Below are 19,837 nucleotides of genomic sequence, written 5' to 3'. Positions count from 1 at the left end.
CCTTCTAACATCTAAACCTGTTGCACAAACATGATTTCACACGAAATTGATTACAAGATCATTGGCGAAGACATTCAGATTGTGGAGATTGAACTGGACCCCAACGAGACCGTCATTGCCGAAGCCGGTGCCATGCTTTACATGGAAGACGGGATTCAGTTTGAAACCAAAATGGGCGACGGCTCCGAGGCCAATCAGAGTATTATGGGGAAAATCTTCCAGGCCGGTACCCGGGTACTTACCGGAGAGTCGCTCTTCATGACGCACTTTACCAACCGGGGCTACGGCAAGCGGAAGGTGGCATTTTCGGCGCCTTATCCGGGTACGGTGATGCCCATTGACCTAAGCAAAATTTACGGCAACGAGCTCATTGTCCAAAAGGACGGCTTCCTGTGCGCCGCTAAAGGAACCAGCATGAAGATCCACTTCAACCAGCGCATTGGCTCGGGTCTGTTTGGGGGGGAGGGTTTTATCTTGCAAAAACTACGTGGCGACGGCCTGGCCTTTGTGCACGCAGGCGGGGTGGTGATCGAGCGGCAGCTCAACAACGAAACCCTGCGCATCGACACGGGCTGCGTGGTGGCGTTTGAGCCTTCGCTTCAGTTTGACATCCAGCGGTCGGGTGGTCTGAAGTCGATGGTATTTGGCGGGGAGGGGATGTTCCTGGCCACGATGCGCGGTACGGGCCGCTGCTGGATCCAGTCGATGCCCATCTCGAAGCTGATCCAGCGGTTGTCGAGCTCCGGACCTAATACCAAAAAGGAAAGTGGCTCGGTGCTGGGCGGCCTGGGTAATTTGTTTGAAGACTAGCTTCCAGGTACTCTTTAAAAATACAATAAAACGGGGAGCGGCTTTTGGGCCGCTCCCCGTTCTGGTTTGGATATATGTAGTTTTCAAAAACCCATGTTTTGGGCCAGGTTGCGGTTGTTGTCGATCTCGCGCTGCGGAATGGGCAGCAGCAGGTTTCGTTCGCCGAAGGTCTTGTTGTAGATCGTCGTGTGGCCCACGAAGTCGTCCCAGTTTTTGGTGAGGTCGTTGCGTACCTTCCGCGTCCGGACCATATCAAACCAGATTTTGCTTTCAAAGGCCAGCTCAAAGTACCTTTCGGCCCAGACGGCCTTCTCAAATTCATCGACGTTGGTAGTGGTCACGGCGGGTAGCTGGGCCCGGCTGCGTACGCTGTTGAGGGCGGCGCGGGCCTGCGTACCGGGGCCGCCTTCGGCCCGGTTGGCGGCTTCGGCGTACATCAGTAGCACATCGGCGTAGCGGTAGATGGTGTAGTTGATATTGGCCTTGGCGTCGTTATCAATGGCTTGCTTGTCAAAGTACTTATAAATGTAATAGCCTCCCAGGAGCAGGGTGTCGCGGCGGGCGTCACCGGCGGGGTAGTCGGAAGGATGCCCTTTGTAGAAGGTGTAGTAAAACTGCTTCTCCTGGGCGCGCTTGTCGCCACTGGCGTAGCTTTCCACAAACTCCTTGCGCGGAATAAGCCCCCCGTACTCGTCGGAGTAGGCCGCGATGCCCCGCAGGGTAGGGAGCGTTACGGGCGTGAGGCCGTTGTTGCGGATGTCCTTCTCGTGCTGTACCTGAAAGATAAACTCGCCCTGGTTGCGGTTGGCGGGGTTAATCATGTCGGTGTATTCCGGGAAGAGCGTAAAGACGCCGCTGTCGATCAGCTCTTTGGAGCGCTTGGCCGACTCGGCGTAGTACTGGTTGCCGCCACGAACGGGGTACCCGGCGTAGGTTAGGTACACATCGGCCAGCAGCGACTTGATGAGGCCCATCGAAGTGCGTCCGCTGGTTTGACGCCAGGGCAAGGTCGATTTTTCGGCTTCCAGCAGGTCCGGGATAATGATTTCGTCGTAGATCTCTTTCACGGGCGAGCGGGGCGTTTGTACGGCCGAGAGCTCCGTAATGAGCTCGGTGATCTTGGGGACATCGCCAAACATCCGCACCAGCTGGAAGTAGTACAGTGCCCGCATGGTGCGGGCTTCGGCAATCATGGAAGCTTTGGTAGCGGCGTCCAGGGTAGCTATTTCGTTAATCTTCTGTATGGCCAGGTTGGCGCGGGCAATCCCCGAGTACATGCCCGACCACCAGTTGTCGATGTAGAAAGCGCGGGCGTCGTATTCAAGGTTATAAAACTTAAAGGCTTCGGTCTGGGAGTTGCCGTCGGCCTTGCCGGTCAGGAATTCGACCAGCGAGGCGTTGTTGCCGCCCCAGCCGCCGCCGCCGTTGTTGAAAGTACCCAGGTTGGAGTAGGAGCCATCCACAAAGGCCCGTGCTATCTCGGGGCTGGACACGGTGGACGACGTGGTGAGCGAGCCCGTCGGGTTTTCTTTCAGAAAATCATCGCAGGCCGTCAGGCCCACACCCAGCGCCAGGCAAGTATATACTACAAAGTTCTTTTTCATGCGTTTCGTACGGTTTTAGGAATTCTTTTTCCAAGCTTCCATTCAATGGCTTATCATCAAAAACTCACGTTGAGCCCGGCGTTGAAGGTACGCGGCCGGGGGTACTGGAAAAACTCCATGTTTTGGGTCAATTGGTTACCAAAGCCGGTGAGCGCTTCGGGGTCGTAGCCCGAGTACTTCGAGATCAGGAAGAAGTTCTGAGCACTCACGTACACCCGCAGGCGCTGGAAGTTCACCTTCCCAAGGGTACTGGGCAGCGTGTAACCCAGCATGATGTTCTGCCCCCGAATGAAGGAGCCATCCTCGGTCCACCAGTCGTCCATGTGGGTGTCGTAGCCCGCGTTGTAGTGGCGGATCTGGGCTATGTGCGTGTTCTGGTTTTCGGGCGTCCAGGCGTTGAGTACCGTGCGCGAGCTACTGGCAATGGCCTGCCGGTCTTCTACGGAGTGTTTGGTGGCGTTGACCGTATTGACGCCCATCACAAAGCGAATGTCAACCGAGAAGTCAAACTTGCCGAGCTGGATCGTGTTGCCGATGTTCATGGTCCACTTGGGGTAGGCGCGGCCAATGATGGTTTCGTCGGCGGCGTCGATGCGGCCATCTTCGTTCAGATCGGCCCACTTCAGGTCGCCGGGTAGGCGGTTGTAGCGGGCTGCCTGGTCAGCTTCGTCGGTACCCCAGGTACCCAGGCGGCGGTAGCCCCAGAACGAGCCAATGGGATACCCTACGCGCAGGATGTTGGTCTGGCCCAAAAACCAAGGGCCGGGAAAGATGTCGTCGTCGTTGACACCCAGTTTCAGAATCCGGTTTTGGTTGGTCGAGAAGGCCACGTTGGTGGTCCAGTTAAAATTGTTGGTAGCGATGTTGCGGGAGTTCAGGCCGAGCTCAAACCCTTTGTTTTCTACCGAGCCGATGTTCTGCGTCACGGAGCCCAGGCCCGTGGACCAGGGGATGGGGGCGTTCAGCAGCAGGTCTTTGGTGACTTTGTGGTAGTAATCTACGGTAAGTTCCAGGCGGTTGTTCCACAGGCCTATGTCCGCCCCGATGTCCAGTTGGTTGGTGTACTCCCAGCGCAGGTCGGGATTACCGAAGGACCCCCGCCAGATTCCCGTTTGGCGCTGGCCGTCCAGCAGTACGTCGCCCGTACTCAGGAATTGCTGCGACGCAAACTGCCCGATCTCCTGGTTCCCGGTTTTGCCGTAGCTGGCCCGGAGTCTGAGGTTGGTAATGAAAGTGCTGTTTTTCAAAAATTCCTCCTGACTGATGTTCCAGGCCACGGCCGCCGAGGGGAAAAAGGCGTACTTATTATTGACCCCAAACTTCGAGGAGCCGTCGTAGCGGCCCGTGACGGTGAAGAGGTACTTTTCGCGGAAAATGTAGTTGATCCGGGCAAAATACGAGTTGAGCGTCCACTGCCCGTCGCCCGAGGCGGGCTTGCGCAGGGTAGTTCCTACGCCCAGGTTGTGCCAGCCCCAGAAGTCGTCGATGAAGTTCTCGGCGGCGGCAAAGAAGTTTTCGTAGTACCTTTTCTGCCACGACAATCCCCCCAGCGCCGAGATGACGTGGTCGTTGCCCAGGGTTTTGTTGTAGTTGAGGTAATTCTCAAACTGCCAGTACTGCTCCGAGTTGGACCAGATGTCGGCCACGCCTTTCTGGTCGGCGGAGAGAGCGTTGAGGTCACGGCCCGAGTAGAAGTTGTTTTTCTCGTCTTTGAGCTCAAAGCTAAAGTTGGAGCGCAGCGACAGGGCGGGGTTGAAGGTAAGGACCGAGTATACCTGGCCCAGCGTCATGTTTTTGGTATTGCGGCGCTCGCGTTCTTCGGTCAGCCGGACGGGGTTTTCGCCGCCCTCCATGCCGGGCCAGTCTTTGTTGCGGCCCCAGCTGCCGTCGGGGTACTTGATGGGCAGGATGGGCAGCCCTTCCATCACCATGCGGGGCACGTTGAGTCCACCGGAGGCGTCGTCTACTTCCTGCTGGATGGAGCGGTTCAGGAACAAACTACCCCCCAGCTTCAGCCATTTGTTCACGTCGTTGTCCAGGGTGAGCTTGGCCGAGTACCGCTTGAAGTTGGAGTTGCGCATGAGTCCGCCCTGGTCGGTATAGCCCAGTGACATGCTGTAGGCCGTCCGCTCACTCCCCCCACGCACGCCCAGCTCGTGGTTTTGGGCCATCGCGGGCCGGTAGATCTCACGCTCCCAGTCGGTGTTGTAGAGCGGGCGTCCGTTGGCGTCGAAGAGGTTGGGGAAGTCGGCCGGGTTGTTACGCACGTACTTGCCGTCAGCAAAGCCCTGCGGATCGTACTTGGCGGCGTTGTCAAAGGCCGTGTTATAAACCGACATAAACTCTTCCGCGCTGAGGGTACCCAGGTACTTGGCGGGCGTGATGTACGAGCTCCAGGCGTCGTACGATACCTGCGTCTGGCCGGATTTGCCGCGCTTGGTCGTGATGATAATAACCCCGTTGGCCCCGCGTGCGCCGTAAATGGCCGTGGCGGAGGCATCTTTAAGTACCTCTACGGACTCGATGTCGTTGGGGTTGAGCAGGTTGGCATTGGTGACGCCGATGATCCCGTCTACCACGTAGAGCGGGTCGAGGCTGGAGTTGATGGAGCCGACGCCCCGAATCCGGATGCGGGGCTGGTAGCCCGGGGCCGACGAGTTCACGGATACGTCCACGCCTGGCAGCCGCCCTTGCAGCGCCTGGGCTACGTTGGTAGCCTGGCGGTCAAGTAGTTTATCGCCTTTGATGGCACTGACCGAGCCGGTGAGGTCGCTTTTGCGCACGGTGCCGTAGCCCACTACTACCATTTCTTCCAGGTTGCGGATGTCCTGCGCCAGCTCCACGGTAAGTTCGGTGCGGTTGCCGACGGGTACTTCGAGTTTCTCAAACCCCACAAAGCTAAATACCAGCACGGTGTTGGCGTCGGGTACTTCCAGCTCAAAGCGGCCTTCGGCGTTGGTAGTAGTCCCACGGCTGGTACCCCGCACCACCACACTCACGCCCGGCAGCGGAGAGCTACTGGCTCCATCCACGACCTGCCCCCGCACCAGGATGTCGGCCGGAGCTAACGGAAGCTGGCCGGTAGCCGGAGCGGGAAGCGAGGGCGTGGGCTTATCGGTGGGTTTTACTTTATAGAGCAAAATCTGCTGGTCGACGACCCGGTAGCCAATGTCGATGGGGCTGAGGAGCTGGTCAAGTACCTTCGACAAAGCCTCCGACTGGGCATTGACGCTCACTTTTACGTCGGACTTTACGACCCGGCTGCTGTAAATAAACTTCACATCCGTGGCTTTTTCCAGCTGCACGAGGGCGTCGCGCAGGCTTACCGACTGCACCTGCAGGGCCACCTTCTGGCTAAGTACCGATTGCCCCATCCCGTCGTTGGCATACACGACCAGCGTGCCCACCAGCGCCAACAGTAGTTGAACACAGCTTATTCGCATGATCTTGATTGGATCAAGGGTTGGTTTTTGTAAATACCTTTTCATACTTTTAGTTGCTTTATTTTGATTGAGAAATAATCCTCTTTTTACCGGCAAGTGAGAGAGGGTTCAGTAAAGCAGGTTTCGGAGTACTCCACGCGGGTACTCCGATTTTTTTTAGGGCGGTCTGAGGTAGTTGGAAAGCGTCATGAACAGGTCGATTGATGGTTTATAGGTTGATTGATTTCGTGGGGAGAGCCCGCCCCTTAGCAGCCTGGGCCCGAGAGCGTAATGAGGTTGTTTTCCAAGGTATAGGTGGCGTCGATGGAGTTGCAGAGTAAGTCCAGGATCATCGGCAGGCGCATCTGGGAGAAATCGGCCCGGATGTAGCAATCTTTCAGGGCTTTGTCGCTGAACTCAACCCGCACCCCAAACATCTTTTCCAGCGAAGCGGCCACGGTACCTACCGAGGTCCACTCAAAGTTGATCGAGACCGGCTCCCAGAGCTGGTAAGTGCCGGCCTGGCGGGCCGCAGGCTGGCGGTATTCCGTCAGCGTCTCCGACACCGGATCGAACCGCACCTGCTGCTTGGCCGAAAGAATAACCTTCTCCTTGGCACTGCGTACGGCCACGGTACCCGTCACTACCGACACCTCAAAGGGGCGCTCGTCCTGAAATGCCTGCACGTTGAAGCTCGTGCCAAGTACTTCGGTCGTCATGTTACCAGCCCGGATGATAAAAGGCTTCTGCGGGTTGGGCGTTACGTCAAAAAAAGCTTCGCCCACCAGCGCTACTTCCCGCACCGACTGGCCGTAGTCGGGCGCATAGGTGAGGCGGGAGTGCGGATTGAGCCATACCTGGCTGCTATCGGGGAGCGTATACGTTCGGATGATATTCTGCTCGTTGGCCAGCACGATGCTCACCGCAGCGGGTACCGTGGCCAGGGGGGTACTTCCCTTATTGCCGGGCCAAAGTACCAGCACCGACACCAGCACCACCGACGCGGCCGCCAGCCACGTTAGGTTGGGGTACTTTACCCATAAGCGCGCCCGCCCCGGCGGGTACTTTTCCGTTTGCTGAATCTTGGCCCGAATCCGGCGGAAAAGGTACTTTCGGTACTTGCCGCTGAGCGTATCGGGGAAGTCCTGCTGCAGATCGGGCTGTTGCTCAAACGACCGGTACCAGGCCTCCACGAGGCGGGCCTCCGCTTCGGTGCAGGTACCGGCCAGGTACTGGTCCAGGAGTTCGGGGGTAATGTTTTTCCTCATGGCTAAAGTAGAAAAAAGGCAATTGTTTAGGGATAAATCACAAATTACCCCCATAAGACGCACAACTCGCCCGGAGACCTTAGTCCATTAAGAAAAAAATTTAAAAAGTACCCGGAGCCGAAACTAGCTGAGTAGCCAGAGGATGAGCAGGCAGGCGGCGGAGAAGCCGCGCAGGCGGTGGCGGAGGGTCGTGCGGGCTTTGAGCAAGTGGCTCTCGATGGTTTTAGGCGATACGTGCAGGTGCTCGGCTACCTCGGCGATGCTCATGCCATCTTCGTAGAGGGTGTAGGCCAGGCGGCACTTTTCGGGCAGGTCCAGGATGCTGCGCTCGTAGGCTTCTTTCAGCTCGAGGTACTTTACCTGCTCCTCGGCGTCGCTCTTGGCGCTGTTGAGTACGGGGAGCTCATTGGTGTCGAAGTAGTCCATCCGCTGGTTTTTACGGAGGTGAGAAATCACCAGGTTGCGGAGCGATGTGTGCAGGTACACCTCTAGGTTTTTTTGCAAATGAATGCTCTGGCGCTTCAACCAGAGCGCCACAAACAGCTCCTGTACCATTTCCTCGGCCTGCGGGCGGTCGTGCAGCCGCTTGTAGGCGGCGTTCAGCAGCCGGTAAAAGTAGCGCCGGTACACTTCCTCAAAAGCCCGGTTGTCGTCCTGGCTGATGAGCTGAAACAATGCTTCATCGCTTATCTTGGTATAGCTGGGCATGGGTGGTTCATTTAGCGATTTATTTCTTGACAAGCCTCAATCGACGCGCACAGACAGAAGAAGGTACCTTGGGCAGGTAGTACAGAAAATAGACCCGAAAAATAGAACTTTCAGCAGGAGGTATACCTTTCTAAGACACACCAAGGTCGGATTTCTACTACTGTTTTCCCAAAATATTATTCAGCGAGGGGGTACTTTCGGCGCGTTGCTTCCCAGAAACCAGCGCGGCAGGTAGGTACCTGGCCATCTTTGGGGCTGAAATAGCCGTATATTGGACCAAGGGTACTTTGCGTAGCCTTCTATTGTTTACATTCGTTTTTAGTTTAACCCCTAGAGCAATCCCGTCATGAACTACCTCCGTAAATTCCTTATTTGTATACTAACCGTTTTTTTGCTGGCCTGCGGTACGTCCGCTCCCACCTCCGACGCCGCCCCCGCCGACGTGAGCCATGCTGCCTGGGACAAGCTGCTCAAAAAGCACGTGAACGCCCAGGGGATGGTCAATTACAAGGGCTTCAAGCAAGACCGCGCCGAACTCAAAAAATACCTCGACCAACTCAGTAAAAACGCGCCCAACCCCAAAACCTGGAGCAAGGACGAGCAGCTGGCCTACTGGATCAACGCCTACAACGCCTACACGGTGGAGCTGATCCTGGAATACTACCCCCTGAAAAGCATCAAGGACATCGGCTCTTCGATCAAGATCCCGTTTGTGAATACGCCCTGGGACATCAAGTTTATCGAGATTGGCGGCAAAAAAATGGACCTCAACAACATCGAGCACGGGATCATCCGGAAGCAGTTCAACGAGCCCCGCATCCACTACGCGCTGGTGTGTGCGGCGCTCTCGTGCCCGCCCCTGCGCAACGAAGCCTTCCTGCCCGAGAAGCTGGACAAACAGCTCGACGACCAGGGCCGCGCTTTCCTCAACGACCCCACCAAAAACGTGGTGACCAAAGACAAAGCCAGCATCAGCAAGATCATGGATTGGTACGGCGGGGATTTCAAGAAAAAAATGCCCATCCGCGACTGGGTCAATCAGTACGCCAACACCAAGCTGAGCGAAGGCGGTTCGATTTCCTTCATGGACTACAACTGGACGCTCAACGAGCAAAAGTAGCAAGGTACTTTATAAAGGTACTTTGTATGCTGCGCTCCCGAAGCCTACGCCTTGCCGGTGTAGGCTTTGCGGTATTCGCGCGGGGTCTGGTTGGTTACTTTCTTAAAAAGCCGGTTGAAGTTCGACAGCGTGTCAAAGCCGCTTTCGTAGGCCGTTTGGGATACGCTCCAGCGGTCTTCCTGCAAAAGCTTGCAGGCGTGGCCGATCCGGATTTCGTTCACAAAGTCGGTGAAGGTTTTGTTGGCGCGGGTCTTGAAGTACCTACAGAAGGCGGCCTCGCTCATGCCCGCCAGCGACGCCACCTCCACCAGCCGTATTTCTTCCTTAAAATGCTGTAGCACGTAGGTATGTACCTTCTGCATCCGCTCCGTTTCGGACACTTTGTAGTTGTTCTCGTAGCCGTAGCTGGTAATAGGTACCCCTTCGGCGCTGTGAGCGAGCTCGTTGAGTAACGCCAGCAACCGGACGATCCGCTCGAAGCCGTCGGCCTGCGTGAGTCCCAGCAGCTCCGTCCGCACGCGTTGGCGCGCCTCGCCCCGAAACTCAATCCCCCGCTTCGACTCTTTCAGAAACTGATCGATGGCGTGCATTTCGGGAAGATTAAAAAAAGCTTTTCCCAAAAAATCTTCCTGAAAGTACAGTACGATCCCGTGGGTAGTGAGGTCGTGGTTGGGCTCGAAGTAATGGGCATCGCTGCGCCAAAGGTGCGGAATATCCGGCCCCAAAAACACCGTGTCGCCCGGCTCGAACGGTTGAATGGAGTCGCCGATGAGCCGGGTGCCGGTACCCTCCAGCACCGTAAAAAGCTGGTAGTGCGGATGAAAGTGCCAGTTAGGATCGAAGTGAGGCTCCCGCAGTTCCTGAATGGTAACGGAAAGTACCTGGCTTTCGATGTTTTTGAGCAAAGGAGCTTTCATTGGGTCAAAATTTGCCTGAAAAAATCATATGTACCCTAAGAAAGTAAAAATGTAGTCAGTTCCTACTATCATCAGGGAAGATTTATTTTCAGGAGGGGAGTTCGGGACGTGGGGTAGTTCGGAGCGTAGGGTAGGGTACTTTTGGGCAAAGTACCTCGCTAAGCGCCCTTTCTCCGCGGGAAACGGGAAAGAGGAATTGCCGCATAATCAAGAAGGTACTTTGTATTATTTCGGAAATACAAGTAATAAAATCTTCTGCCGCGCGGCGAACCGCTCCGTACCCACTACTCCCTGTTAAGTACCCTCTGCCAAACACCCTCTGCCCCAGGCCCTTCACCAATCTTTAACTTTATTTTGCTTTAAAAGTCAGCCATGATTTTATTAAATTGTCAAAATAAAGTCAGTACTAATCAAAAGCCGAAAAGTACTTAGTATTTTATTGCTGTAAAATTGTATTTTATTTTTAGCTCTTCTCTTAGCATGAAATTTGGCATGAACCTCCTGTTGTGGGGGAATCAGATCGACGAAACACTTTTCCCCACGCTGGAGCTGATCCGGGAGATCGGCTTCGATGGCGTGGAGGTACCTATCTTCAATACCGACCCGGAGCATTGGTTTAGCTGGCGTAAGAAGCTCGACGAGCTGGGGCTTCTGTGCGAAACCGATACCATTTGCGGCCCCGATACGCACCTCATCAGTCCCGACCCGGCCATGCGGCGCGCCACCATCCAGCACCTGAAGCGCTGCGTGGACTGCTCGCTGGTGCTGGGCGCTACCCGGCTCATGGGGCCATTTCACTCGGCGCTGGGTGTCTTTACGGGTGCTCCGGCTACTTCCGACGAGTGGAAGTGGGGCGTGGAGGGCATCCAGGAAGTGGCCGACTACGCCGAGTCGCTGGACATAACGCTGGGCCTGGAGTACCTCAACCGCTTCGAGCTGTACCTAACCAGCTGCGGCGAGGAGCTGATCCGCTTCGTCGACGACGTGAACCACCCGCACTGCAAGATCATGTTTGATACGTTTCACGCCAACATTGAGGAGAAAAACATCGGCGATTGCATCCGGCAGATGGGCGACCGCATCACGCACATTCAGCTTTCGGAAAACGACCGCTCCACGCCCGGCAAAGGCAACGTGGACTGGGAAGGCATCTTTGCGGCCATTCAGGATATTCAGTACGACGGCTGGCTGAGCATCGAGGCCTTCAGCCCCAAACTACCCGTGGCCAACATCTGGCGGAAAATGTTCGGCTCCGAGGAGCAGCTCATGCGCGAGGGGCTGGCGTTTATTCGGGAGGGAGTGAAGCAGCCGCTGGTTCTAAGTACTTGATCCGACCTGGCTTCTCCAGGTACTTTGCACAATTCTTAACTCGTTATATTTTTACAATTCTCCATGAAGAAAATGAATATTGCCATCGTAGGCTTGGGCTTCGGAGCCGAGTTTATTCCCATTTACCAGCGTCACCCCAACGCCAACATGTACGCCATCTGCCAGCGTACGGAGTCGAAGCTGAACGCCGTGGGCGACGAATTTGGGATAGACGTACGCTACACCGACTACGATGAGCTCCTGAAAGACCCCAACATCGACGCGGTGCACATCAACTCACCCATCCCGAACCACGCCGAGCAAACCCTCAAGGCCCTGCGGGCGGGCAAGCACGTAGCCTGTACGGTACCCATGGCTACCTCCGTGGAAGACTGCCTGGAGATCGTGAAGGTATGCAAAGAGACCGGCCTGAAGTACATGATGATGGAGACGGTGGTGTACGCCCGCGAATTTTTGTTTGTGAAGGAGCTCTACGAAAAAGGCGAACTGGGTAAAGTACAGTTTCTGAAAGCCAGCCACCAGCAAGACATGGACGGCTGGCCCGACTACTGGCCCGGTTTGCCGCCCATGCACTACGCTACCCACTGCGTGGGGCCGGTGGCGGGCTTGCTGAAGCTGGAGGCCGAGTACGTGTCGTGCTTTGGCTCGGGTACGATCCGCGAAGAGCTGGCCCAGATTCACAACTCGCCCTTTGCGGTGGAGTCGGCGCATATCAAGTTTAAAGACAGCGACTTGTCGGCCTACGTGTACCGCTCGTTGTTTGATACGGCGCGGCAGTACCGCGAGAGCTTTGAGGTGTACGGTAGCCAGAAGTCGTTTGAATGGCCGCTGATCGAGGGCGAAGACCCGGTAATCCATACCGCCAAAAAGCCCGAGCACGAGATTCCCGAGCGCGTTAAAACGCCCGACTACGCCCACCTGCTCCCGGAGGAGATCCGGCAGTTTACGGGCCACGGCGTGTATAACCTCGACGACAACGCCCACCTGTCTTTTGTACAGGGCGGTGGCCACGGCGGCTCGCACCCGCACCTGGCGCACGAGTTCCTGACGGCCCTGGTCGAAGACCGCGACCCGTTCCCGAACGCCTGGCAGTCGGCCAACTGGACGAGCGTGGGTATCCTGGCGCACGAGTCGGCGCTGGCGGGGGGGAAGCTGATCCAGGTACCTGATTTCAAGAATGCCTGATTTAAAGTACCTTTAGCAACCAATCAACCTGGATGGGTCCTGGAAAAACAGCGGGTAGTTGGTGAGCCAACTACCCGCCTTCCAGACACTTTTATATTAGACAAAAACAGAAAACGCAGTTTCCCCTCCTCGAAAGTACTAGGTAGAGCAAGTGGGCTTTCAGTACCGGACAAGCAGGGTACTTTTAGCCGCCCAGGTACCTTGCTCTGCATTAGGAAAAGGAGGCAGCTCCGGCGGTGAAGAAGGAGCCCAACAGCGTGAGGTACTTTTGAATTGAACGATAATTCCCTATAAACTATGAAAATCAAAATGCTGGCTTTTTTCCTCGGCTTGGGCCTTTTGGGCTGCGCCGTGCAACAAAGCACCAAAACTACCGCCCGGTCCGAAGCCGTAAAAGGACGGCGCCTGGAGGTACTTTTCCTGGGTGACAACGGCCATCACCGCCCCATCGAGCGCATTCCGTCCATCATGGCGGCGCTGGGAAGCAAGGGAATCAATTTTACTTATACCGATAAGCTGGAAGACCTCAACCCGCAGACGCTCGCCAAGTACGACGCCCTGCTGGTCTTTGCCAACTGGGATAGCATTGCGCCCCAGCAGGCCAACGCCCTGCTCGACTTCGTAGCAAGCGGCAAAGGCTTCCTGCCGATCCACTGCGCTTCGTACTGCTTCCGCAACAACGCCGAGGTGGTGAAGCTCATCGGGGGGCAGTTCTGGCGGCACACCTGGGATACGATCCAGCCCGTCTGGACGAAGCCCGACCACCCGGCTATTGCGGGCGTGAAGCCGTTCAAAACGCTGGACGAAACCTACCTGCACGCCAAGCTGCAACCGGATAACGTCGTCCTGACCGAGCGGCTCATCCAGCCCGACCAGGCCAAAGACCGCCCCGGTCAGGAGAAGGAGCCCTACACCTGGGTACGCACGCACGGCAAGGGACGGGTGTTTTATACCGCCTACGGCCACGACGAAAAAACCTGGTCGCAGCCCGAATTTCACAACCTGATCGAGAAGGGTATCTTGTGGGCCGTGAACGACGAAGCCCGCCAGGCCCACGCCGCCCTGAACCCGCAGCCCTTCGCCTACCGCGAAGCCAAACTACCTAACTACGAGCAGCGTCCCGGCCCGCAGCTGCAACAACTGCCGCTCTCGCCGGAGGAGTCGGTGAAGCACATCCAGGTACCTGTTGACTTCACGCTGGAAGTATTTGCACACGAGCCCGACGTGATGCACCCCATTGCGATGGCCTGGGACGAGCGCGGGCGTTTGTTTGTGCTCATTACCAAAGACTACCCCAACGAGCGCAAGGAGAACGGCGGCAGTGACTACATCCTGATCTGCGAAGATACCAACGGCGACGGCAAGGCCGATAAGTTCACCCGCTTTGCCGATGGGCTCAGTATCCCGACCGGGATGGTTTTTGCCAACGGCGGACTCATCGTGTCGCAGGCACCGCACATGCTCTTCCTGCAAGATACCGACGGTGATGACAAGGCCGACGTAAAGAAGGTTCTGTTTAGCGGCTTTGGTACCTTTGATACCCACGCGGGGCCTTCCAGCCTGCACTATGGCTTCGACAACTGGATCTACGGGGCCGTAGGGTACTCGGGTTTCAAGGGGAAATTTGGCGATAAAGATTCGCTCAATTTCGGTCAGGCGCTGTTCCGCTTCCGGCCCGACGGCTCCGACATGGAAATCATGACGCGTACCTCCAATAATACCTGGGGGCTGGGCTTCAACGAAGCGGGCGACCTGTTCGGCTCCACGGCCAACAATTCCCACGGCTGGTACATGGCCATTCCGAACCGGTACTTTGGCGAAAGCCGCGTCGACAACGGGGGGCGCAGCACCGATACCCACAAGGACATGAAACCCATTACGCCCAAGGTACGTCAGGTGGATGTATTCGGCGGTTTCACGGCGGCGGCGGGCCATAATTTCTACACGGCCCGGGCGTACCCTAAGAAGTACTGGAATACCGTGGCTTTCGTTTCGGAACCAACGGGCCATGTGTTGCACCAAAACGTGATGGTGAAAAAAGGAACCGACTACGAAGATGCCGAAGGCTTCAACCTCCTGGCCGGAGCCGACGAGTGGGTTTCGCCGGTGTTTGCCCAGGTAGGTCCCGACGGGGCCGTGTGGGTAGCCGACTGGTACAGCTTCATTATTCAGCACAACCCTACGCCCCGGGGCTTCGATAACGGCCGCGGCAACGCCTACGATACCGACCTCCGCGACTTCACCCACGGACGTTTGTACCGTGTGGCCTGGAAAGAGGCCCCGGCCTATACGCCCATTACGCTGAGCAAAGACCGCCCGGCGGAGTTGGTAGCGAACCTGAAAAACACCAACATGCTGTGGCGCTTGCACGCCCAGCGCCTGCTGGTAGAGCGCGGTCAAAAAGACGTAGTACCGCAGCTGATCGCACTGGTGCAGGATACTTCCGTGGATGAAATCGGTCTGAATACGGCCGCTATTCATGCTCTGTGGACGTTACACGGGCTGGGAGCCCTGGAAGGCCCGGCGCTGCAAGCCGCCACAGCCGCCCTGAAGCACCCGAGCAGCGACGTCCGTAAAACGGCCGTGCAGGTACTTCCCCGCACTCCGGCTACGGCACAGGCGCTCATGAGCGTAAACGCCCTGGAAGACAAAGAACCCCTGGTGGTACTTAACTCCCTGCTGGCCTTCACCGAAGTACCCCTGACGCCGACCATTGAAAAAGCAATTCTGACGCGCCTGGAGAAATCGACCGAGGCCGACGACCGCTGGATGCCCGACGTATTTGCCGTAGCCCTAAATGCCCACGGCGGGGTACTTCGCCAAAAGTACCTGACGCAACGCGTAGCCACGGCAGCTTCTGCGCAGAAAAGTACCTCGGCGGCCAAGAAAGAAATGGATCATAGCACCATGAACCACGGCAGCCAAGCCAAGGCTCCTGCCAAAGTGGTACAGGGCAAAGCCGAGCTGGCCATTACCAACGTAAGCATTGAGCCGGGCTCGCCCTACGTACGTGAGTACGCCCGGGTGGTGGTGGAAATCACCAACCAGGGCAGCGTAGCCGTACCGGCAGACGTAGTACCCCTCGTGACGGTTGATATCCGCGGAGGTGGTTTAAGCCTCAACTACGTGAGTCGTAATCTGAACAAAGGCATTGCGCCGGGCGAAACCATCAAGCTCACCGAAGGCAACAACGGTCCGTGGCGCAGTACCTTCGGCTTTGCGTCCGACCAGGCCGGAAAAGTGACCGTAACGGCGACCGTCGATGCCGACAACGTAGTACCCGAAGAAGATGAGGAGCGTAACAATACGATGCGCAAAACCTTTGACGTACGCCGCCTCGACCGCCTCTCTGACTTCGCCCTCGAGCGCGCGGTGCGCAGCTACGCTTCCTATGCCTCCGCCGACTCGGTGATGGCGATCCTGAAAACGGCTCAGTCGCTCGATGCCGACGGACGCCTGGCCATGGTGAAAGGGGTACTTGGCGGCTGGAACATGCGGCGCAAAGAAACAACCTCCGGCGAAAACCGCGCCCTGTTGGCCGTCCTGAAAAACGAAATACCCGGCGACCTGGCGGGCCGGATGGCCAGCTTCATGGAGTCGTTTGGAATCAAAGACGAAGCCTCCTCCGATCCCAACCTGCAGATCATCGTGATCAAGGCCGTGCGGGAAGAGATGAAATTTGACAAAACGGCCTTTACGGTGGTAGCGGGCCAGCCCGTGGAGATTGTATTCGAAAACCCCGACGCCATGCAGCACAACATCGTGGTGGGTAAGCCCAAGTCGCTGGAGGTTATCGGGGCGGCGGCCGACAAGATGATCACGGCCAAGGACGGTGCCGAGAAAAACTACGTACCGGCCATTCCGCAGGTACTGGCGGCTACTCCGCTCGTGAACCCGGATCAAACCTACCGCCTGCGCTTTACGGCTCCCGCCGAACCGGGTAGCTATCCGTACGTATGTACCTTTCCCGGCCACTGGCGCCTCATGAAGGGCATGATGACGGTGATCAAGGAGCAAGCCAGCAATACAACCAAGTAAAAAGTAGCGTTTGACTTTAACCAACAAGGGTACCTGGCGTAGGGCAGGTACCCTTGTTTTTTGGGGTGAAAGGGGTATAAGAAGGTACTTCTAACTTCTTATAAAATCAGCTACGGCGTAGAGCGGAAAGACGCGGATATTTTCGTAGGCGGCGTAATTCTCCAGGGAGAGCCGCAGACCAAAGGGTACTTTCTTTTCAGCCAAAAACAGAAAAAGGCTTTGCATGGTACCTTTCTTGCCTGACTTCACTTCGATGGGCAAAATCTGTTCATTTTTCTGGATGAGGCCAGTTTAGTAGTTCTTGGTCAATGGCTCGCGGGAGGTACATTTATGAAGGGCAATAGTTGCCTTTGTTTTACATTTTTACAAATCAATGATTTTTTATAAATCTTGGTAAAGCTTAAGAAAAGTACCATCTGTGAATAATGTACCTTCCATAGATATTATTTTGATGTCGATGGAAGGTACTATTTTTTCTAAGTTAGCTTGTAGCTTGAAAGTTGCGCTTGTTGGCCGCACAGCGATGGAATGCGCACCCCATCGCTACAGGGTAGAGGTCGAGTAGCCCGTAGAGTTATAAAGTTATAAATAGACCATACTTACGGTACTTCATTCACTGATTACGCGTTGAAAAAGCGCCTAGCGAGCGCGTTATGTTAATTTTTTTACAATACTAAAAAGACAACCCATACGCATGAAAAAACAGCTGCTACTGATTCTCCTGCTGGGTACTTTCCTGCGGGCGGAAGCCCAATCGCCGTCGGTAAGTATCCCGGTGCACGACCCGGTGCTGATCCGGCAAGACAGCCTGTACTACCTCTTCTGCACGGGGCGGGGCATCGGCGTGTGGTCCTCGCCCGACCTGAAGACCTGGAAGCGTGAGCCACCGGTATTTGAGGAGCCGCCCGCCTGGGCCGAACAAGCCGTGCCGGGCTTCCGCCGCAACCACATCTGGGCACCTGACATCAGCTACCACGCAGGTACCTACTATCTCTACTATTCCATTTCGGCTTTTGGAAAAAACACCTCCTGTATTGGCCTGGCTACCAACGTTACCCTGCACCCCACCGACCCCGCCTACCGCTGGACCGACCACGGCAAGGTACTTGAGTCCGTACCCGGCCGCGACCAGTGGAACGCCATCGACCCGAACCTGATCCGGGACGAAGCGGGCGCACCCTGGCTGGCTTTTGGGTCTTTTTGGGACGGCCTCAAACTCGTGAAACTGACCGAGGACGCCAAAGCCATTGCCCAGGAGCCGCAGCAATGGTACACCCTGGCCAGCCGACGGCGCGGGCTGGTACCCGACAGCCTGCCGAACAATAGCGCTATCGAAGCACCCTTTATTTTCAAAAAAGCCAACTACTACTACCTCTTTGCCTCGGTAGACTTCTGCTGCCGGGGCGAGAAAAGCGACTACAAGATGATCGTGGGGCGCTCCGAAAAGCTGATGGGCCCCTACCTGGACCGGCAGGGACGGGACCTAGCCAAGGGCGGTGGCACAATCCTGCTGGAAGGCGATACCCACTGGCATGGGGTGGGGCACAACGCTGTCGTGACGTTTGAGGGCCTGGACTACCTCGTTTTTCATGGCTACGATGCCCAGGATGGTGGCCGCTCCAAGCTCCGGATCGAAACGCTGGAGTGGGAGCAGGCCCAGTGGCCAAAAGTACAGGGGCGCTAGCCGACAGGCGGAGGAGAAAATTTTTAACGGACTGGTACAGAAATTGCTATGCCTTAGAGCATACTCCAGAGGATAGTAGTACGGTGCCCTAGAAAATAAATTGAGTGACTCTGGTCCCTAAACCAAGAATATTAGCGTTGAATTTCCTAGTTTCGTTGTTCTTAAATTTCCCCGCACTTTGCACACAATACATGAATGAGCTGGTAGCCTTTTTTTCTAAACTGACCGATACGTCCGATTGGCCGCCGCGCTGGCAGTGTGGTACCTGGTCAGATTTTCACGGATGGCTCTATATCATCTCCGACCTCACCATCTGGTTGGCTTACATGGCTATTCCGCTGCTGCTTATTCGCTTTCTGATCATCAAGCAAGGGGTACCTTTGAAGGGTGTTTTCTGGTTGTTCGGAGCTTTTATTTTGCTGTGCGGACTTACGCACCTCATCGACGCGCTCATCTTCTGGATACCCGTCTACCGCATCAGCGCGCTCGTTCGCTTCCTGACGGGCATCGTTTCCATTGGTACCGTACTGGCGCTCGTACGGTATTTCGACGATGCCGTGGGGCTGAAAACTTCTCAGGAGTACGAATACGAGCTTCAGTATCGTCAAAAGGCGGTGCAAGCCCTGGAAAGATCCAACGAAGAGCTTAAGCAATTTGCCTACGTGGCTTCCCATGACTTGCAGTCGCCCCTGAAAACCATCGAAAACTACCTGGGGCTCCTGGAAGGAAGACACGGTGGGCAACTGGACGAATCGGGCTTGAAAATACTGCACACTACCATTGGGGCCACTCATCGCATGCGCGACCTCATCCACGACTTACTGGATTACTCGCAGGTGGGGACCGATCAGGAACTGCTCGAGCTGGACCTGACGGAGGTACTGGCCGAAACCCTGGAGGAAATGAAGGGGGACATTGAAGCCAGCCAGGCGCAGGTTCGCTACGAAAAACTACCTAGCCTGCGGGTGTCACGGTCAGACATGAAGCGTCTTTTTCAAAACCTTATTTCCAACGGCATCAAGTACCACCGCGAGGGCACTCCGCCTAAGCTGACTATCACCGCTCAGGAAGAAAACGCCGAGTGGATTTTCTGCGTCAATGACAACGGAATTGGGATCGACCCGCAATACTTTGATAAAATATTCCAGGTTTTCCAGCGTTTACATAGTCGGGCCCAATACCCCGGAACGGGGGTAGGCCTGGCTACGTGCAAGAAAATAGTGCTGAGTCATAACGGAGCGATCTGGCTGACCAGCGAACCGGGAAAAGGAAGTGCTTTTTACTTCTCGATTCCTAAAAATCTAAAAACACTTCATGACTTCAAGGAACAAACTGAACTGTATACTGCTAGTTGATGATGATCCGGACGATAATTTTTTGCACGAATTAGTAATTAAAGAAAGCAGTGCCGAGGCCAAAGTAGTAGTGGCTGAAAACGGCGAGCACGCCTGGCAGTACCTATCGAATCCCCAACGCCCCGATTTCTGGAAGCCTTCGGTGATTTTTCTGGACATCAACATGCCCCGCATGAACGGATTTGAGTTTTTGGAACTCTTCAAAACCCTGCCCGAAAGTACCCGAGCAGCTACCAAAGTGGTAGTACTGACTACCTCCTCCCACCCGCAAGATCAGGAAAAGGTGAGCTCAATCTACCAGGAGGCTGAGTACCGCACCAAGCCCCTTACCAGCGAGATTCTGTTTGACGTGCTGGGCTCGGAGTCGCCCCGCTTTTCTGCTCGTTAAAGTACCCCC

At 55.9% G+C, this 19,837-nt stretch carries 14 protein-coding genes; 8 read left to right on the top strand and 6 right to left on the bottom strand.

Annotation, left to right across the window (positions count from 1 at the left end):
- Positions 1-30: 30 nt before the first annotated feature.
- The gene (locus HNQ92_RS13230) at positions 31-810 is read left to right on the top strand and encodes a TIGR00266 family protein (RefSeq protein ID WP_184174487.1); all 780 of its coding nucleotides are present in this window, start codon (positions 31-33) and stop codon (positions 808-810) included.
- An 83-nt stretch (positions 811-893) separates the two neighbouring features.
- On the opposite strand, the gene HNQ92_RS13225 is transcribed toward HNQ92_RS13230, so the two are convergent.
- The 4 genes from HNQ92_RS13225 to HNQ92_RS13210 all read right to left on the bottom strand — a co-directional run bounded on the left by HNQ92_RS13225 (position 894) and on the right by HNQ92_RS13210 (position 7,812).
- On the bottom strand, positions 894-2,414 hold the full coding sequence (locus HNQ92_RS13225) for a RagB/SusD family nutrient uptake outer membrane protein (RefSeq protein WP_184174486.1): 1,521 nt from the start codon (positions 2,412-2,414) through the stop codon (positions 894-896).
- Between the two features lie 56 nt (positions 2,415-2,470).
- Positions 2,471-5,857: a SusC/RagA family TonB-linked outer membrane protein gene (locus HNQ92_RS13220; RefSeq protein WP_246440064.1), complete on the bottom strand. Its 3,387-nt coding sequence runs from the start codon at positions 5,855-5,857 to the stop codon at positions 2,471-2,473.
- Between the two features lie 245 nt (positions 5,858-6,102).
- Positions 6,103-7,104: a FecR family protein gene (locus tag HNQ92_RS13215; protein WP_184174485.1), complete on the bottom strand. Its 1,002-nt coding sequence runs from the start codon at positions 7,102-7,104 to the stop codon at positions 6,103-6,105.
- A gap of 123 nt (positions 7,105-7,227) precedes the next feature.
- Positions 7,228-7,812, bottom strand: a complete 585-nt coding sequence (locus HNQ92_RS13210; RefSeq protein ID WP_184174484.1) for an RNA polymerase sigma factor — start codon at positions 7,810-7,812, stop codon at positions 7,228-7,230.
- 346 nt (positions 7,813-8,158) lie between these two features.
- Between HNQ92_RS13210 and HNQ92_RS13205 the strand changes: the two genes are divergently transcribed.
- Positions 8,159-8,932 (top strand): DUF547 domain-containing protein, encoded by a 774-nt coding sequence (locus HNQ92_RS13205; protein ID WP_184174483.1) that lies wholly within the window; start codon positions 8,159-8,161, stop codon positions 8,930-8,932.
- Between the two features lie 44 nt (positions 8,933-8,976).
- Here the strand turns inward: HNQ92_RS13205 and HNQ92_RS13200 are convergent, their stop codons facing one another.
- Entirely contained in the window at positions 8,977-9,849 is an 873-nt protein-coding gene (locus tag HNQ92_RS13200; protein ID WP_184174482.1) for an AraC family transcriptional regulator, read from the bottom strand.
- Positions 9,850-10,329: 480 nt separating this feature from the next.
- Here HNQ92_RS13200 and HNQ92_RS13195 point away from each other — a divergent pair, with 480 nt between their 5' ends.
- The 3 genes from HNQ92_RS13195 to HNQ92_RS13185 all read left to right on the top strand — a co-directional run bounded on the left by HNQ92_RS13195 (position 10,330) and on the right by HNQ92_RS13185 (position 16,401).
- The gene (locus HNQ92_RS13195) at positions 10,330-11,178 is read left to right on the top strand and encodes a sugar phosphate isomerase/epimerase family protein (protein WP_184174481.1); all 849 of its coding nucleotides are present in this window, start codon (positions 10,330-10,332) and stop codon (positions 11,176-11,178) included.
- A gap of 63 nt (positions 11,179-11,241) precedes the next feature.
- Entirely contained in the window at positions 11,242-12,363 is a 1,122-nt protein-coding gene (locus HNQ92_RS13190; protein ID WP_184174480.1) for a Gfo/Idh/MocA family protein, read from the top strand.
- 297 nt (positions 12,364-12,660) lie between these two features.
- Complete coding sequence (locus HNQ92_RS13185) at positions 12,661-16,401, top strand: PVC-type heme-binding CxxCH protein (protein ID WP_184174479.1); 3,741 nt, start codon at positions 12,661-12,663, stop codon at positions 16,399-16,401.
- 90 nt (positions 16,402-16,491) lie between these two features.
- Here HNQ92_RS13185 and HNQ92_RS28935 read toward each other — a convergent pair whose 3' ends face one another.
- Positions 16,492-16,626, bottom strand: coding sequence for a hypothetical protein (locus HNQ92_RS28935; protein WP_281380747.1), 135 nt, complete (start codon positions 16,624-16,626; stop codon positions 16,492-16,494).
- 469 nt (positions 16,627-17,095) lie between these two features.
- Between HNQ92_RS28935 and HNQ92_RS13180 the strand changes: the two genes are divergently transcribed.
- From HNQ92_RS13180 to HNQ92_RS13170, 3 genes are all read left to right on the top strand, one after another.
- Positions 17,096-18,085: an arabinan endo-1,5-alpha-L-arabinosidase gene (locus HNQ92_RS13180; protein ID WP_184174478.1), complete on the top strand. Its 990-nt coding sequence runs from the start codon at positions 17,096-17,098 to the stop codon at positions 18,083-18,085.
- 191 nt (positions 18,086-18,276) lie between these two features.
- Positions 18,277-19,440, top strand: coding sequence for a sensor histidine kinase (locus tag HNQ92_RS13175; protein WP_184174477.1), 1,164 nt, complete (start codon positions 18,277-18,279; stop codon positions 19,438-19,440).
- Between the two features lie 22 nt (positions 19,441-19,462).
- Positions 19,463-19,828 (top strand): response regulator, encoded by a 366-nt coding sequence (locus HNQ92_RS13170; RefSeq protein WP_246440061.1) that lies wholly within the window; start codon positions 19,463-19,465, stop codon positions 19,826-19,828.
- The last annotated feature ends 9 nt before the right edge of the window (positions 19,829-19,837 follow it).

The organism is Rhabdobacter roseus (assembly GCF_014202275.1).
GTDB classification, from domain to species: Bacteria; Bacteroidota; Bacteroidia; order Cytophagales; family Spirosomataceae; genus Rhabdobacter; species Rhabdobacter roseus.
Note: the sequence above shows the minus strand (reverse complement) of the source record. Positions and strands in the feature narration are given on the sequence as shown.